The sequence below is a fragment of the Vibrio chemaguriensis genome (assembly GCF_012275705.1).
GTDB lineage: Bacteria > Pseudomonadota > Gammaproteobacteria > Enterobacterales > Vibrionaceae > Vibrio > Vibrio diabolicus.
The window spans coordinates 101,388-118,845 of record NZ_SHOE01000013.1; the positions used below are offsets into that span (position 1 = coordinate 101,388).

Consider the following 17,458-nt stretch of genomic DNA (forward strand, 5'->3'; position numbering starts at 1 on the left):
CTACGAAATTTTATCCAATATAAGCGTAATAAAGCGTTGAATTTTAGATTGTGGGGGGGGGCTTAGTGTCGTCTTAGCTGCACACAGCAAGTTCAAACTCAATATCTTGTGTGCACGCTTGACCGTTTTCAAACGACATAAACTTGATCGCAAAGCGGTTTTTATGGCCAGAAATCATAGGATAAACGCCATATTCCATTGGGATGTGGAGCCTTAGAATATTGGCTTCATCAGCGTCACTTTGGAAGAAACCCGCACGACCGATTTGAGCTTTGAAATGTCCGGTCTCTCTGGTGAGTTTCAACCATAGCGAAAGCGCATCAGATAAGGGCTTTAAGCTTACTTGCCACTGCTGTGCATCATGCTTTTTACGTTCAATGGGTAGGTGAAGCCAGTAATGTAACGCAGGCAAATCAAAACAACATGAACCACCCGGCAGATTAAAGCGTTGGCGGATAGAGCTTAAGAAGCGATCTTCTTTTAGTGCTTGACCAAAACGCTCTGCACCCATCAGTTGGCTATGAACGACATCTATCTCTTGTAGTAGGGTATTTAATGCGTCTTGATCGACGCCATCAACATTTAGCCAATGGCGGTACGACAGTCGTTGTTTCTCTAGATCTTTGGCCAGTTCACTTTTCAACTGGATCTGTTCGAAGATTTCAACCATATCGAATAACGCACGGAAAAACAGTTGGTACTGGTGATTTTCGCTAAACCCAGAGGCCAAGTGAGCCTGACGCAGCAGAGACTCCACTCTTAGATAAATACGAGTTTTCTCATTTAACGGATGTTCAAATTTGTGCGTGGTCATCGACATAAGCCTTTGTGAGTTTCGTTCCTATTTTCGCAGATTTTTCTTACACATGGCTAGGTACTTTTCGTGCAAATCTGTGATTTGAAGCAAAAGATCTGGGTCACTTGGATTATTCTTAACCACATCGTCTGCAAGCGCGAGTCTTTGCTCTCTTGATGCTTGAGAGGCAAGGATAGCGCGAGCTTGTTCTTCACTCACATTGTCTCGTTTCATCGTGCGAGATATCTGTGTATTCGGTTCTACATCAACGACAAGAACTCGATCACACAAACTGTCTAGCTTGTTTTCTACGAGCAACGGCACCACAAGTAACGCATACTCTGAGGTGACTTGCTGCAAATCTTCGATCATCTTTTCACGAATTATCGGGTGCAACAGTGCGTTGAGCCATGCTTTTTCATCTGAGTTTGAAAAGATTTTCTCTCTCAGCTTTGCGCGATCTAAAGTTTGGTCTTCACGAACTATATCGTGACCAAAATGTTCAATAATCGCGTTTAGGCCGGGAGTGCCTGGCTCGACAACTTCTCTTGCTACAATGTCGGCATCGACGATATCGATTTTAAATTGTTGTTTGAACAGATTCGCGACGGTTGTTTTACCGCTAGCGATACCACCTGTTAAACCAATAACCAAAGCCATTTACACTCCTAGAACTGAAGTAAAGTACCAGTTTAAAATCTGGTCGCCCCAAATTAAGCTTATCCAACCAGCAATTGCTAAGTAAGGACCGAAAGGAAAAGCTTTTTCAATTCCCTGTTTTTGCAAGCGTAGTTGAATGATGCCAAATACGATGCCAACCACAGAAGAAAGTAGAATGATCATCGGCAGTGACTGCCAGCCCAGCCAAGCCCCTAGTGCTGCTAGTAGTTTAAAATCACCATATCCCATTCCTTCTTTACCGGTAAGTAACTTAAAGCCCCAGTAAACGGACCAGAGACATAGGTAACCAGCAATAGCACCAATGACAGAATTTTGTAGAGTAACAGGACTTATTTCGACTAATGCTAAGGCAATGCCAGCCCAAGTTAATGGTAATGTTAATTGGTCAGGTAACAACATAGTATCGAGATCGATAAATGTTGCGGCGATTAAGATAAAAGTGAAAAAGAGTAGGGCAACGGTAAAGTAACTAAAACCAAAGTGGTAAGCGACAAAGCCTGAGCAGAACGCAGTGAGCAGTTCAATCAGTGGATAGCGTGCGCTAATGGCTGTCTGACAGTTGTGGCATTTGCCTTTTAAAAGCAGCCAGCTAATCACAGGGATGTTGTCTCGAATACGTATCGGCGTTGCGCACTTCTGACAGGAGGAGCGTGGGACGCTCAAGGTCAGCACTTCTTTAGGAGGTTCTATTTTGTATTCGGGAAATGACTCGGCACATTCGCGTCGCCATTCTAGTTCCATGATTTTAGGTAGTCGATAAATAACCACATTGAGGAAGCTACCCACGATCAGACCGAAGATGGTGGCAAACACAACGAATAGCCAAGGGTAGTACTGGAATACTTCCATATTTGTCTCTTGAGCGATGAGTGAAATCAGCAAGATGCTGTTTTAAAGGAGTTAACAGCTCATTCTAGCCCAATACACTCATTAAGTTAAAGATTGGCAAGTACATTGCTGTCACTAATCCGCCAACAACGATGCCTAAAAAAACGATAATTAGCGGCTCTAGAATTTTACTAAGGTTGTCGACGGTGTTATCGACTTCAAACTCGTAGATCGTTGCAACTTTATTGAGCATATCGTCAAGTCGACCAGACTCTTCACCGATCATGACCATTTGTAACACTAATTCAGGGAACACATTACAGTTACGCATGGCAACATACATTGGCATACCTGCGGCGGTATCACGGTAAACTTCTTCTATGGCGAGTTGATAGTGTAAGTTTCCTGAGGTTTTTGATGTGGTTTTTAAACTGGTTAGAATTGGAATACCCGCTGTAAAGCTTGTGGCGAGTGTTCGACTAAATTTGGCGATAGCGGCTTTTGATAATACAGGGCCAAGAACAGGAAATTTAAGCACAGAGCGATTGAGCATTAAGCGAAAAGAATCTGAACGCTTAGAGAGGATTCTCGCTGAGATAAATAGACTGATAGAGCCTAGTGCTATAAATGGGCTCCAGTTTTGTGTCCAGGCGGAAAGATCTAACACTTGCCTGGTAAACCACGGTAAGTCAGCACCAAAACCAACAAACATTTTTTCAAACTCGGGAATGACTTTGGTGAGCATGATAAACGACACGCCTAACGCTACTAGCACTACCATTGCTGGGTAAATCAGTGCTTTGATCACTTTCGCACGAAGCTGCTCATTTTTTTCTCGGTAGGTGGCTAAGCGCTCGAACACTTCCGCTAAGTTACCGGATTGCTCACCTGTTGTGATAAGGTCGGTATAGAGTGGGTCAAAGTGTTCACTTGCAGTGCGCATGGCTTTTGACATGGGTGTACCCGCTTCGACGGCGCGTGTCACGCTCATCAAAATGGATTTCATCTCTGCTTTTTTATGGTTTTCTGAGACCAATTTTAAAGCCTGAACTAAGGGCACACCGGTTATCAACATCGTCGAAATCTGACGGGTAAACACAGTGATGTCTCTGCCTTTCACGCGATGGCTGAGTTTAGTGAGAAACGAGATACTGCTTTTCTTTAACTTCTTGATCTTGATGTGCTGTGCGTCTAGACGCTCGCGTACTTCAATTTCCGTCATCGCGAGGGTTTGTCCAGATGTCTTTTTGCCTGAACTGTTGATGCCTTTCCAGCGGAAGTTTTTAAGTTGTGGTGTAGTGCTTTTCATAGAGGTGATTGCTGATTAAAGGATTAAAAATAAAGTACGCGCTGTAGTTCACTAAAACTTGTGATCCCTTGTTTGAGTTTTTCTATGCCCGACATTTGTAACGTGCTCATACCATTTGCGATGGCGAGTTTTTCTAGTTCATGTACCGAGGCGCCTTTAATAAGCGCTTCCGAAAGAAGTTCATCAAAGCGCATCACTTCATAAATCCCCGTTCGGCCGGAGTAACCATGAGTACACTCATTGCATCCACCGGGATTGGCTTTAAAAATGTTGTCGCTTGCTTGAATTCCGAGATGTTGTAGCTGAACGGTAAACTCTTGTGATTGTTTGCAGTGCGAGCACAGTTTTCGGGCCAAGCGCTGGGCAATAATCAAACTAAGAGAGGAGGCCAAGTTAAAGCTTTCTACGCCCATGTTTGATAAACGAATCACCGTTTCAGCCGCAGAATTGGTATGCAAGGTTGAAAGTACTAAGTGACCGGTTTGCGATGCTTTTATGGCGATTTCCGCAGTGTCTAAGTCACGAATCTCACCGACCATGACCACATCGGGGTCTTGACGAAGAAAAGAGCGTAACGCCTCTGCGAAGCCAAAGCCGATCTTGGGTTGTACTTGTACTTGGTTAATGCCCGATAAGTTAATTTCTACCGGGTCTTCTGCTGTGGAAATGTTGATTTCTGGCTTATTGAGAATACTCAATCCAGTGTACAGAGAAACGGTTTTTCCGCTCCCGGTTGGCCCTGTCATCAGAATCATGCCTTGTGGGCGACGCAGCGCATCCAAGTACAATTGTTTTTGTTGTTCGCTATAACCAAGCTTGTCGATATCCAATGACGCAGAGCTGCTGTCGAGCAGTCGTAGTACAATTTTTTCTCCGAATAGAGTAGGTAGCGTGGATACACGCATATCAATTGCGGTGTCTTGATTCAACTTGAGCTTAATACGCCCATCTTGTGGTAAACGTCGCTCTGCAATATCAAGCTTAGAGAGGATTTTGATACGAGCGGATAAGCGGCGACTTAAGTGGCTTGGTGGCTGCTGTGTTTCAATTAAGATGCCATCACAGCGTAAGCGAACGCGGTACATCTTTTCATAAGGCTCAAAGTGGATATCGGATGCGCCTTTGCGCACAGCGTCCAACAGAATTTGGTTTATGTAACGGCTAACAGGAGATTCGTCTTGGCTCAAGTCTTCAATGTTGTCGATTTCATCTGCGCCCACGTCAACCAGATTGGCTAACTCTTCTTGGTTGATCTCTTTTAACCCGGACTTCTCATGACTCAATGAACGACCATATAAGCGTCGAATTGCCGCGCTGAGTTGACGAAAATCCGCCAGCACCAATTCAATCTGTAAACCAGTGGCAAAACGAAAGTCATCTTCTGCTTGCTGGTTCGTGGGGTCGGCAACGGCTAATAATAACGTTGAAGGCGTACGCTGGAGTGGGAGTGCGTTATGTCGAGTGATTAATTCACGTAGACCGAGTTGTTGACAAAGCGAAGCATACTCGTACTGAGATAACTCGGGCTGATTTAAACCAAAGAGAGAACTTAAGTGCTCTACCAGTTCACTTGACGTGAAGAATCCAGAACTGAGTAAAGCCTCTGGCATCGAAATGCCAGAAGCTTTGACTTGCTCTATTAACGCTTCTTCTTGGGAAAATGTCAGTAACCCTTTTTGGCGAAGAACCGTTGAGAGGTTGGTTATCATTTATATGTTGCTGTACAACTATTTGGACGAGAATCTTCTGGGACATTTTTAGTCGCGCAAGTCCAACCTGTTTTGTTGTTTTTGGCATATTGAACAGAAGCTGTTTTACCTTTCAAGCTACCTTCATCGAATACAAATGTAGCAGTACCGCCACTAGTAGCTGTAGCTAAGGTTATAGTTCCTAGGGCATTCATTTTTTGAGTCCCACCAACTAATTTCGCATCAGTGGGAAAAGTACCACCATTTTCTTGTTGATACATATCGATATTTGTAAGTAATCCGCGAACAGTGGCAGAAGCTGAAGCTACTTCTGTCTTTTGGACATAGTTTTGATATGCAGGTATTGCGACTGCTGCTAAAACACCAATAATCGCCACCACAATCATCAATTCAATCAGAGTAAAACCCTGCTGTTTTTTCTGTTTACTGTTTTTCATTTTTAACCCTTTCCTAAAAATTAATAATGCTCTTGCATTAGCGAAAGATTATGGAGACTTCATAAAGGTTGAAAATGGGGAAGAGGTTGCCTCTCGAGTGAGATAAAACTCTTTGGTGAAAAGTTGCATATCGCATGCAGAGTTTTGCGAGTAGTACTATTTTTTTAGTGGATAAAAAGAAAGGGCCAATAGGCCCTTTTAAATTATGAATTGCTCACAACTTACTGAGTTATTTGAAGTAATTGAAGGTTTGTTACTTCTATTATTTGAAGCGCATCGAAAGATCCATCGCTTTTAGGTGCTTAGTCAAAGCGCCTACCGAAATGTAATCGACACCGGTTTCTGCGTATTCTGCGATGGTCTCTAGCGTAATGTTGCCGGAGTTCTCTAAAGCGGCACGACCTGCGTTAATCGCGACGGCTTCACGCATCATTTCTTTTGTGAAGTTATCTAGCATGATGATGTCGGCACCAGCCTCTATCGCTTGTTTCAACTCTTCTAAGCTTTCCGTTTCTACTTCTACCGGTTTGCCTGGGTTAAGCTCTTTCGCTTTTTGGATAGCTTGGGTGATGCCACCACAAGCAATAATGTGGTTTTCTTTAATGAGGTAAGCGTCGAACACGCCGATGCGATGGTTAAAGCCACCACCACACGTCACGGCGTATTTTAGTGCGCTACGCAGACCAGGAATGGTTTTGCGTGTGTCTAGTAGACGACACTCAGTATGCGCGATTTTTTCAGCGTACTCTGCGGTAACTGTTGCGCAGCCAGACAGCGTTTGGATGAAGTTCATTGCGTTACGCTCACCAGTCAACAAGTCACGAGCAGGGCCTGTCAGCGTGCAAAGGGTTTGGTTAGGTTCGACTTTATCGCCGTCCTTTACGTGCCATTCAATGCTGACCTTGCCACCGAGCTGCTTAAAAACTTCATCTGCCCATGCTTGACCACAGAACACACCATGCTCACGAGTAATAATCGTTGCGGTATTAACCGCATCGGCAGGGATCAAAGATGCAGTAATGTCGTTATCTGCGTCTACACTGCCACCTAGATCTTCTTTTAAGGTATCAGCGACAGAGCGAGTGATCTCTAAAGGGAGCTGTTGTTTAAGGTATTCCAGGCGTTCTTGAATGTTGTGTGTGTTCTTCATCGCAAATCTTGTCTTGAAAGGGAGATGGCAACGAATGATACTCTCCGGTGTCAATAATTTCAGCAGTTAATTTGCAAAGTAGAGAGGTTGATATGCGCCCAATTATCGAGAATGGCTGGCTGACACAGGCAAAGCATGTTCCGTCACCATTTTTTGATGCCCGCTCTGATATAAACGACATCTCTCTGCTGGTGGTACACAACATCAGTTTGCCTCCTGGGCAGTTTGGTGGACCGTATATAGAGGACTTCTTCACTGGCAAGCTAGACCCAAACGCACATCCATTTTTTGAAGTTATTCACAAAATGGGCGTTTCTGCACATTGCTTGATTAAGAGAAACGGCGAGGTTGTTCAATTTGTTTCTTTTCTCGATAGAGCATGGCATGCCGGTCAATCCAGTTTCGCGGGCAGGGAGCGTTGTAATGATTATTCCATTGGTATCGAGCTTGAAGGGACAGAGTTTACTGTCTACACAGAAGCGCAATATCAATCACTTGCAGAGATCACTGAGGTGATTATGCAGTCTTATCCCCACATCACCCTGCCACGAATTACCGGTCATCAATATATTGCGCCCTTGAGAAAAAGCGATCCTGGTCTAAGCTTTGATTGGGTGAAATATAGACAGCTTATACAGCGTTGATTTGTAGCGAAAGTGTAAATTCAAAAAAGCGAAATAAATAAGGCATACGATCAGGTATGCCTTTTTTTGATACCAGAAATATTAATGATTGTTAAAAGTTAACTACATTTTTACGCTCGTATACACCGTTTTGGTGAAGAAGTAGACTGATAATTTTGTCATTTTCTGTATTTCTTTTCCAAAATTGCTAGCACGTCGACTTCCCATTTGTATGCTTTATGTAATTGGTCATACCAATTCTATTGCTGTTTTAACAGTCGATTGTTATCAGAGTGTTGGAAGTAAGCTCGTTCTATGATTTAGGTCAATTTTCGGCTGGACAGTGGCGTTTTAATTATGTTAATTTCTGCACCAACTTAAAATTGGTATTACCAATTACCTGCAAGAGTAGAAGAACAATAAATTATGGCTTATCAAAGGATTCGTCAGCCAAAACTCTCTGATGTTATAGAACAAGAGTTAGAAAGGTTGATAGTGGAAGGAACATTGTCTCCGGGGCAACAACTGCCTCCAGAGCGTGAACTGGCAAGACAGTTCGATGTGTCTCGTCCTTCAGTCCGAGAAGCCATTCAACGCTTAGAAGCGAAGCGTTTGTTAACTCGTCGCCAAGGTGGCGGAACATTCGTAAGTGAGAATATCTGGAAGAGCTTTTCAGATCCCTTGTTGAATTTGTTGTCTAGTCATTCTGAAACCCAGCTTGATGTGCTTGAGTCTCGTCATGCAATGGAAGGAATTTCAGCTTACTTTGCAGCTTTACGTGGTACCGAAGAAGATTTTGCGCGTATTCAAGGCTGCCTTGAACGCATTAGCCAAGAGCAAGCAAACAACGATATCGAAGCTGAATCTGCGGAAGTGATGCAATTTTTGATCGCTTTGACAGAAGCCGCGCACAACGTGGTTTTGTTGCACATTGTTCGAAGCTTAGCACCTTTGCTTGAGCAAAATATTCTACAAAATTTTAAATTACTACGTCGCCGCCCAGAAGCGGTCGAGAAAGTCAGTAAACACCGAGCCAATATCGTGGATGCGATTGTTTCTGGTCAGCCTGAAAAGGCGCGAGAAATGTCCCACTCGCACTTGGCTTACATCGAAGAAACATTGTTGGATTTGACTCGAGAAGAGTCTCGACGAGAGCGTTCTCTACGTCGAATTCAGCAGGGTAACGACTCGTAAGAGCGTTACTTAAATAAGTAGATCCAACCAACAGAAGGATAGATCGCCATGTCTGATATGAAGCATGACGTAGATGCACTGGAAACTCAAGAATGGCTACAAGCGCTTGAGTCAGTTGTACGTGAAGAAGGTCTAGAGCGTGCTCAATTCCTATTAGAGCAAGTTCTAGATAAAGCACGTCTAGACGGTGTTGATATGCCAACAGGTATCACAACTAACTACATCAACACGATTCCTGCAGACCAAGAACCAGCATACCCAGGTGACACAACACTTGAGCGTCGTATTCGCTCAATTATTCGTTGGAACGCTATCATGATCGTTCTACGTGCATCTAAGAAAGACCTAGAGCTAGGCGGCCACATGGCGTCTTTCCAGTCTTCTGCTGCGTTCTACGAGACATGTTTCAACCACTTCTTCCGTGCGCCAAACGAGAAGGACGGTGGCGACCTAGTTTACTACCAAGGTCACATTTCACCAGGTATCTACTCACGTGCATTCGTTGAAGGTCGTCTAACTGAAGAGCAGCTAGACAACTTCCGTCAAGAAGTAGACGGCAAAGGTATTCCTTCATACCCGCACCCTAAACTGATGCCTGAATTCTGGCAGTTCCCGACAGTATCGATGGGCCTAGGTCCAATCGCTTCTATCTACCAAGCTCGTTTCCTTAAGTACCTAGAAGGCCGTGGTCTTAAAGATACTTCAGAGCAGCGCGTTTACGCGTTCCTAGGTGACGGTGAGATGGATGAGCCAGAATCACGTGGTGCTATCTCTTTCGCTGCGCGTGAGAAACTAGACAACCTATGTTTCCTAATCAACTGTAACCTACAGCGTCTAGATGGCCCTGTAATGGGTAACGGTAAGATCATTCAAGAACTTGAAGGTCTGTTCAAAGGTGCTGGTTGGAACGTAGTGAAAGTAATCTGGGGTAACAACTGGGATTCACTACTAGCTAAAGATACTTCTGGTAAGCTTCTACAGCTTATGAACGAAACGATCGATGGCGACTACCAAACATTCAAATCAAAAGATGGCGCGTACGTACGTGAGCACTTCTTTGGTAAGTACCCAGAGACAGCGGCACTTGTTGCTGACATGACTGATGACGAAATCTTCGCACTTAAGCGTGGTGGTCACGAGTCTTCTAAGCTATACGCGGCATACAAAAACGCGGCAGAAACTAAAGGTCGTCCAACAGTAATCCTAGCTAAGACTGTTAAAGGTTACGGCATGGGTGAAGCGGCTGAAGGTAAGAACATCGCGCACCAAGTTAAGAAGATGGACATGACTCACGTACTACACCTACGTGATCGTCTAGGTCTTCAAGACATCCTAACTGACGAAGCTGTGAAAGAACTTCCGTACCTGAAACTTGAAGAAGGTTCAAAAGAGTACGAATACCTACACGCTCGTCGTAAAGCGCTACACGGGTACACACCACAGCGTCTACCAAAATTCACTCAAGAATTCATCGTTCCTGAGCTAGAAGAATTCAAGCCACTACTAGAAGAACAGAAGCGTGATATCTCTTCTACTATGGCATTCGTACGTGCACTAAACGTTCTACTTAAGAACAAGAACATTGGTAAGAACATCGTTCCTATCATTGCTGACGAAGCGCGTACATTCGGTATGGAAGGTCTGTTCCGTCAAATCGGTATCTACAACCCGCACGGCCAAACTTACACACCAGAAGACCGTGGCGTTGTTTCTTACTACAAAGAAGCGACTTCAGGTCAGGTTCTACAAGAAGGTATCAACGAGCTAGGTGCTATGTCTTCATGGGTTGCTGCTGCGACTTCATACTCGACAAACGACCTACCAATGATCCCGTTCTACATCTACTACTCAATGTTCGGCTTCCAACGTGTTGGCGACATGGCGTGGATGGCTGGTGACCAACAAGCACGTGGTTTCCTACTAGGTGCAACTGCGGGTCGTACAACGTTGAACGGTGAAGGTCTACAGCACGAAGACGGCCACTCGCACATTTTGGCGGGTACGGTTCCTAACTGTATTTCTTACGACCCAACATTCGCGTACGAAGTAGCAGTAATCATGCAAGACGGTATCCGTCGCATGTACGGTCCAGAACAAGAAAACGTGTTCTACTACCTAACGCTAATGAACGAAAACTACGCAATGCCAGCAATGCCAGAAGGCGCTGAAGAAGGCATCCGTAAAGGTATCTACAAGCTAGAAACTTACACGGGCGACAACGCGAAAGTTCAGCTAATGAGCTCTGGTACTATCATGAATGAAGTACGTAAAGCAGCTCAAATCCTAAGCGAAGATTACGGTGTTGCTTCTGATGTTTACTCGGTAACGTCATTCAACGAACTAACTCGCGATGGCCAAGATGCAGAGCGTTTCAACATGCTTCACCCAGAAGCGGAAGCGAAAGTACCTTACATCCAAACAGTAATGGGTACTGAGCCTGCAATCGCAGCAACTGACTACATGAAGAACTACGCAGAGCAGGTTCGTGCATACATTCCTGCTGAGTCTTTCAAAGTTCTTGGTACTGATGGCTTCGGTCGTTCAGACAGCCGTGAAAACCTACGTCGTCACTTCGAAGTGAACGCAGGTTACGTAGTAGTAGCAGCGCTAACTGAACTAGCGAAACGTGGCGAAGTTGAGAAATCTGTAGTTGCAGAAGCAATTAAGAAATTCGACATCGACACAGAGAAAACAAACCCGCTATACGCTTAATTAAGAAGGTAGATAAGAAATGGCAATCGAAATTAATGTACCAGACATCGGTGCGGATGAGGTTGAAGTTACTGAGATTCTTGTAAGCGTTGGCGACAAGGTTGAAGAAGAGCAGTCTCTGATCACAGTTGAAGGCGATAAAGCTTCTATGGAAGTTCCTGCTTCTCAAGCGGGTATCGTTAAAGAAATCAAAGTTGCAGAAGGCGACAAGGTTTCTACTGGTTCTCTAATCATGATTTTCGAAGCCGAGGGTGCAGCTGACGCTGCACCTGCTCCTGCGGCAGAAGCAGCTCCAGCAGCAGCTCCAGCTCCAGCAGCAGCGGCAGAACTAAAAGAAGTTCACGTACCAGACATCGGTGGTGATGAAGTAGAAGTTACTGAAATCATGGTTGCCGTTGGCGACAGCATCGAAGAAGAGCAATCTCTTCTAACTGTTGAAGGCGACAAAGCTTCTATGGAAGTTCCAGCGCCATTCGCAGGTACTCTAAAAGAGATCAAAGTTGCAGCAGGCGATAAAGTATCGACTGGCTCACTTATCATGGTATTCGAAACAGCAGGTTCAGGTGCTCCAGCAGCACCAGCGGCAGCTGAAGCTCCTGCGGCAGCAGCACCAGCAGCGTCTGCGGCAAAAGAAGTGAACGTTCCAGATATCGGCGGCGACGAAGTTGAAGTTACTGAGATCATGGTTGCCGTTGGCGACACAGTGGAAGAAGAGCAATCTCTAATCACTGTTGAAGGTGACAAAGCTTCTATGGAAGTTCCTGCACCATTTGCTGGTACGGTTAAAGAAATCAAGATTGCAGCTGGCGACAAAGTGTCTACTGGCTCACTAATCATGGTATTCGAAGTGGCGGGCGCAGCACCTGCTCCTGCAGCGGCTCCAGCTCAAGCGACAGCACCTGCAGCTCCAGCTCCTAAAGCAGAAGCTCCAGCGGCAGCAGCTCCAGCAGCGACTGGCGATTTCAAAGAAAACGATGAGTACGCTCATGCGTCTCCAGTTGTTCGTCGTCTAGCGCGTGAGTTTGGCGTTAATCTTTCTAAGGTTAAAGGTTCTGGTCGTAAGAGCCGTATCCTAAAAGAAGACGTTCAAGCTTACGTGAAAGATGCACTTAAGCGTCTTGAGTCTGGCGCAGGTGCAGCAGCATCTGGTAAAGGCGACGGCGCGGCTCTTGGTCTACTACCATGGCCAAAAGTGGACTTCAGCAAGTTTGGTGAGACAGAAGTTCAACCGCTATCTCGCATTAAGAAGATCTCTGGTGCAAACCTACACCGTAACTGGGTAATGATCCCGCACGTTACACAGTGGGATAACGCAGACATCACGGCTCTTGAAGCATTCCGTAAAGAGCAAAACGCGATTGAAGCGAAGAAAGACACTGGCATGAAGATCACACCACTTGTGTTCATCATGAAAGCGGTAGCTAAAGCGCTTGAAGCGTTCCCAGCGTTCAACTCTTCTCTATCAGAAGACGGTGAGAGCCTAATTCTGAAGAAATACGTGAATGTTGGTATCGCGGTAGATACACCAAATGGTCTAGTTGTTCCTGTATTTAAAGACGTGAACAAGAAAGGCATCTACGAGCTATCTGAAGAGCTAATGGCGGTTTCTAAGAAAGCACGTGCAGGCAAGCTAACTGCTGCTGACATGCAAGGTGGCTGTTTCACTATCTCTAGCCTAGGCGGTATCGGCGGTACGGCGTTTACTCCAATCGTAAACGCGCCAGAAGTTGGTATCCTAGGTGTGTCTAAGTCAGAGATGAAACCGGTATGGAACGGTAAAGAGTTTGAACCGCGTCTACAACTTCCACTATCTCTATCATACGACCACCGTGTGATCGATGGTGCTGAAGGTGCGCGCTTCATCACTTACCTAAACTCATGTCTATCTGACATTCGTCGTCTAGTTCTGTAATAGAAATTAGATGAATGAGAGGCGGCAACTTAGCCGCCTCTGCTAATCATAATTACCGACAATTTGGTTATCAGCCTTGCTTCGTTCAGGGTTTTCACAATCGAATTGTTGTCTAGCTCACAGGCTAAATTGATTTACTTTTCACACCATTAACATCTCTGTAAACTGTTAGCGGTCTGAAAATAACTGTTTAAAACAAATCTCTCTTAAACATAAAAAATCGATACCCACTCAGCCTGTTAGGGATAATGACTACAAGAGGTCAAAATGAGCAAAGAAATTAAAGCCCAAGTTGTTGTACTTGGTTCTGGTCCTGCTGGTTACTCCGCTGCATTCCGTTGTGCGGACTTAGGTCTTGAAACTGTACTAGTTGAACGTTACAGCACGCTTGGCGGTGTATGTCTGAACGTGGGTTGTATCCCATCTAAAGCACTGCTTCACGTTTCTAAAGTAATTGAAGAAGCGAAAGCGATGGCTGACCACGGCGTTGTGTTCGGTGAGCCTCAAACAGACATCAGCAAAATCCGCATCTGGAAAGAAAAAGTTGTTAACCAACTAACTGGCGGCCTAAGCGGCATGGCTAAGATGCGTAACGTAACAGTAGTTAACGGTTATGGTAAGTTCACTGGCCCTAACTCTATCCTTGTAGAAGGCGAAGGTGAGCCAACAGTTGTTAACTTTGACAACGCAATCGTTGCGGCTGGTTCTCGTCCAATCAAACTGCCATTTATCCCGCATGAAGACCCACGTATTTGGGACTCTACTGACGCTCTTGAATTAAAAGAAGTGCCAGAAAAACTACTTATCATGGGTGGTGGTATCATCGGTCTAGAAATGGGTACGGTTTACCACTCTCTAGGTTCTAAAGTTGAAGTTGTTGAAATGTTTGACCAGGTAATTCCTGCAGCAGACAAAGATATCGTGAAAGTATTTACTAAGCGTATCAAAGACAAGTTCAAGCTAATGCTAGAAACGAAAGTAACAGCAGTTGAAGCAAAAGAAGACGGTATCTACGTTTCAATGGAAGGCAAGAAAGCGCCAGCTGAGGCTGAGCGTTACGATGCGGTTCTAGTTGCTATCGGTCGTGTACCAAATGGTAAGCTGATCGACGGTGAAAAAGCGGGTCTAGAAATTGACGAGCGTGGCTTCATCAACGTTGATAAGCAAATGCGTACTAACGTTCCTCACATCTTCGCGATCGGTGATATCGTTGGTCAACCAATGCTTGCTCACAAAGGTGTGCATGAAGGTCACGTAGCTGCTGAAGTTATCTCTGGTAAGAAGCACTACTTCGACCCTAAAGTTATCCCTTCAATTGCGTACACTGAGCCAGAAGTAGCTTGGGTTGGTAAGACTGAAAAAGAAGCGAAAGAAGAAGGCATCAAGTACGAAGTGGCGACATTCCCATGGGCAGCATCAGGTCGTGCAATCGCATCTGACTGTGCAGACGGTATGACTAAGCTAATCTTCGACAAAGAAACTCACCGCGTAATCGGTGGTGCTATCGTTGGTACTAACGGTGGTGAACTACTTGGTGAAATCGGCCTTGCAATTGAGATGGGCTGTGATGCAGAAGATATCGCTCTGACTATCCACGCTCACCCAACTCTACATGAGTCTGTAGGTCTAGCTGCTGAAGTATTTGAAGGTTCAATCACTGACCTGCCAAACAAAAAAGCAGTTAAGAAGAAGTAAGCTTTTTCTGACTGAATGATAGAAACCGCTGCATTGCAGCGGTTTTTTTATGTTTGTTAGGTAGGAATATAAACGTGTGCTCGGCTGACAGCAGACAATAAAAAGCCCACCAAACGGTGGGCTGACATATATTGCGAGTTAAGCTTTAGTGTTCACGGTTGTAAATGCAGAGCATGTCTAAGTATGAACTAACAAGGTGCTTAAGTTCCGCTTCACTTTTTGCTCGGTTCGCTTGGACAAACAGTGAGTAACAAATACCGTGGAACAAGTTTGCCAAGTGTTCTGAATCGTGCTGGTCACACACTTCGCCACGTTCAATTGCTTTAATGAACATGTTTTGTACCAGTAACTGGTTAGTACGGTTAGTTGAAACAAACAATGGCCATACTTCATCACGTGTTGAAGCACTCCACTCGAACCAAACTTTTAGCCAGTGACAGTCTTGACTGACAAGCTCAATCATCGCGTTAGTGATATTGGCGATGTTTTCACGCGCGTGTAAGTCTAAGTCAATGTTATCCGATAGGAAGTTCGAGAACTGACGTACGACGTGGTTGAGTACTTCATCCACCAAGTCTTCACGAGTCGGGAAGTAGTTAAAAACGGTCGCCACAGAAACTTGAGCAATTTCTGCGATATCTGCGTGACCACCACGACCGATGCCGCGGCGCGCAAGCACTTCCAGTGCGATTTCCATTAACTGTTGCTTACGCTTAATCGGGGAAAGCCTAGTTCTAGGTCTCTTTGCAATTGAGTCCATATCCATTTTCCTTGCCATTTGAGTTGATATTGGGGGTAACCCCCTAATTGATTATTTTAATAGTTGCTTAAAGCAGTGATGAGTGTAATGGTGCATATCAACAAGGTCAACATCTGTAGAACAATTTATATACAGTAATGTCATTATTATTGATAAATTTAGCTATGAACTTTATAAAACTAAGACCTTCTTCCAAGATTTTTTGGCAACAGGATGTGACTTTCAACCCAATGAACGTGGTGATACACTACACGCCGTAAGATTAGGTGATCGTTTGCGTGCGACTTACCTCAACCCACAAATTAGATTGAGCACAGTATGAAACATACAATAGAAGTCATGATTTCTGAGCAAGAAGTTCAGGAACGAGTTCGTGAATTAGGCAAACAAATTACAGAGCGTTATCAAGGTAGTGAAGATCTTGTGTTGGTAGGCTTATTGCGTGGCTCATTTGTATTTATGGCAGACTTGGCACGTGCTATCGAACTGACTCACCAAGTTGATTTTATGACAGCGTCAAGCTACGGCAACACAATGGAAAGTTCACGTGACGTTCGTATCTTGAAAGATTTGGATGATGACATCAAAGGCAAAGACATTTTGCTTGTTGAAGACATCATTGATACAGGTAACACACTAAATAAAATCCGTGAGATCTTATCGCTGCGTGAGCCGAAGTCTATCGCGATTTGCACGCTCCTAGATAAACCATCTCGTCGTGAAGTGAATGTTCCTGTGGATTGGATTGGTTTCGAAATCCCAGATGAGTTTGTCGTTGGTGTGGGTATTGATTACGCGCAGAAATACCGCCACTTACCATACATCGGTAAAGTTGTACCTCAAGAATAATCATTGAGAGCAGCATTAAAAATACAAAAAAACGCCCATCTTAGATGGGCGTTTTTTGTTCAACTTTTAGATGTAGCTTAGCGACAAAGCAGCTTATTGTCTGTATTTAGAATCGTCGAAAGGGCTTTCTGATAAGACGCTTCTACGGTTTCCTTAGAGTTAGAACGAATGCCTAAGTACTCTAAACGACCATCTTCAATGCCGTATACCACGCCATGAATTTCAACATCTTGCCCACGCTCCCAAGCGTTTTGCAGGATGGTTGAGTTACCCAAGTTGTACACTTGCTCTGCAACATTAAGCTCGCCTAGTTTATCCGCTCGATCTTGCTGCGGCATTTGATCTAGGTAAGTGCGGTGTTTGAAATAGATATCTCTTATATGTAACAGCCAATTATTAATAAGACCTAGCTTAGGGTTATCAATGGCAGCGTTTACGCCACCACAGCCATAGTGTCCACAGACAATGATGTGCTTAACCTTAAGAACGTCTACGGCGTATTGAACGACGGACAGACAGTTGAGATCAGTATGGATGACTTGGTTTGCAACATTCCGATGAACGAATAGTTCACCCGAGTATAGTCCGGTTAGTCGCTCGGCAGGGACACGGCTATCAGAACAGCCAATCCAAAGAAAATCGGGCTTTTGACCCTCTGCGAGTTTTGCGAAGTATTCAGGTCGATCAGATTTGATCTCTTGAGACCATTTTGAATTGTTTTCAAATAACTGTTTAATTTCCGGCATCTTGCAAACTACTTCCCTTAAAAGACAAAAGCGCTGCCGCTTATATGAACATGCAAG

General features: G+C 44.6%; 15 protein-coding genes. 6 read left to right on the top strand and 9 right to left on the bottom strand.

The features are described from left to right. Positions 1 to 73: 73 nt before the first annotated feature. The 7 genes from zapD to nadC form a co-directional block, all read right to left on the bottom strand. Positions 74 to 814: a cell division protein ZapD gene (zapD, locus tag EX191_RS13885; protein ID WP_012841416.1), complete on the bottom strand. Its 741-nt coding sequence runs from the start codon at positions 812 to 814 to the stop codon at positions 74 to 76. 27 nt (positions 815 to 841) lie between these two features. Beyond that, positions 842 to 1,456 (bottom strand): dephospho-CoA kinase, encoded by a 615-nt coding sequence (gene coaE / locus EX191_RS13890; RefSeq protein ID WP_047008979.1) that lies wholly within the window; start codon positions 1,454 to 1,456, stop codon positions 842 to 844. After that, positions 1,457 to 2,326, bottom strand: a complete 870-nt coding sequence (locus EX191_RS13895; RefSeq protein ID WP_193447913.1) for a prepilin peptidase — start codon at positions 2,324 to 2,326, stop codon at positions 1,457 to 1,459. Positions 2,327 to 2,390: 64 nt separating this feature from the next. Then, on the bottom strand, positions 2,391 to 3,614 hold the full coding sequence (locus tag EX191_RS13900; RefSeq protein ID WP_193447914.1) for a type II secretion system F family protein: 1,224 nt from the start codon (positions 3,612 to 3,614) through the stop codon (positions 2,391 to 2,393). A 23-nt stretch (positions 3,615 to 3,637) separates the two neighbouring features. Continuing rightward, complete coding sequence (pilB, locus tag EX191_RS13905; protein ID WP_193447915.1) at positions 3,638 to 5,323, bottom strand: type IV-A pilus assembly ATPase PilB; 1,686 nt, start codon at positions 5,321 to 5,323, stop codon at positions 3,638 to 3,640. After that, positions 5,320 to 5,760, bottom strand: a complete 441-nt coding sequence (locus EX191_RS13910; RefSeq protein ID WP_017447682.1) for a pilin — start codon at positions 5,758 to 5,760, stop codon at positions 5,320 to 5,322. The genes pilB and EX191_RS13910 overlap by 4 nt, the downstream gene beginning before the upstream one ends. A gap of 262 nt (positions 5,761 to 6,022) precedes the next feature. Further along, positions 6,023 to 6,910: a carboxylating nicotinate-nucleotide diphosphorylase gene (gene nadC, locus EX191_RS13915; RefSeq protein ID WP_005379983.1), complete on the bottom strand. Its 888-nt coding sequence runs from the start codon at positions 6,908 to 6,910 to the stop codon at positions 6,023 to 6,025. 92 nt (positions 6,911 to 7,002) lie between these two features. On the opposite strand from nadC, the gene ampD reads away from it, so the two are divergent. From ampD to lpdA, 5 genes are all read left to right on the top strand, one after another. After that, positions 7,003 to 7,554 carry a 1,6-anhydro-N-acetylmuramyl-L-alanine amidase AmpD gene (gene ampD / locus EX191_RS13920; RefSeq protein ID WP_193447916.1) on the top strand — a complete coding sequence of 184 codons (552 nt, stop codon included), beginning with the start codon at positions 7,003 to 7,005 and terminating at the stop codon, positions 7,552 to 7,554. Between the two features lie 405 nt (positions 7,555 to 7,959). Next, entirely contained in the window at positions 7,960 to 8,727 is a 768-nt protein-coding gene (gene pdhR / locus EX191_RS13925) for a pyruvate dehydrogenase complex transcriptional repressor PdhR (RefSeq protein WP_005396680.1), read from the top strand. Between the two features lie 48 nt (positions 8,728 to 8,775). Then, on the top strand, positions 8,776 to 11,439 hold the full coding sequence (gene aceE, locus EX191_RS13930) for a pyruvate dehydrogenase (acetyl-transferring), homodimeric type (protein WP_193447917.1): 2,664 nt from the start codon (positions 8,776 to 8,778) through the stop codon (positions 11,437 to 11,439). A gap of 19 nt (positions 11,440 to 11,458) precedes the next feature. Further along, positions 11,459 to 13,351 carry a pyruvate dehydrogenase complex dihydrolipoyllysine-residue acetyltransferase gene (gene aceF, locus EX191_RS13935; RefSeq protein WP_193447918.1) on the top strand — a complete coding sequence of 631 codons (1,893 nt, stop codon included), beginning with the start codon at positions 11,459 to 11,461 and terminating at the stop codon, positions 13,349 to 13,351. A 267-nt stretch (positions 13,352 to 13,618) separates the two neighbouring features. After that, complete coding sequence (gene lpdA / locus EX191_RS13940; protein WP_005379993.1) at positions 13,619 to 15,046, top strand: dihydrolipoyl dehydrogenase; 1,428 nt, start codon at positions 13,619 to 13,621, stop codon at positions 15,044 to 15,046. A 145-nt stretch (positions 15,047 to 15,191) separates the two neighbouring features. On the opposite strand, the gene opaR is transcribed toward lpdA, so the two are convergent. After that, positions 15,192 to 15,806: a transcriptional regulator OpaR gene (opaR, locus tag EX191_RS13945; RefSeq protein ID WP_193447919.1), complete on the bottom strand. Its 615-nt coding sequence runs from the start codon at positions 15,804 to 15,806 to the stop codon at positions 15,192 to 15,194. A 318-nt stretch (positions 15,807 to 16,124) separates the two neighbouring features. On the opposite strand from opaR, the gene hpt reads away from it, so the two are divergent. After that, positions 16,125 to 16,655, top strand: coding sequence for a hypoxanthine phosphoribosyltransferase (hpt, locus tag EX191_RS13950; RefSeq protein ID WP_005379995.1), 531 nt, complete (start codon positions 16,125 to 16,127; stop codon positions 16,653 to 16,655). Between the two features lie 77 nt (positions 16,656 to 16,732). Here the strand turns inward: hpt and can are convergent, their stop codons facing one another. Next, positions 16,733 to 17,401: a carbonate dehydratase gene (can, locus tag EX191_RS13955; RefSeq protein ID WP_005379996.1), complete on the bottom strand. Its 669-nt coding sequence runs from the start codon at positions 17,399 to 17,401 to the stop codon at positions 16,733 to 16,735. Between the last annotated feature and the right edge of the window lie 57 nt (positions 17,402 to 17,458).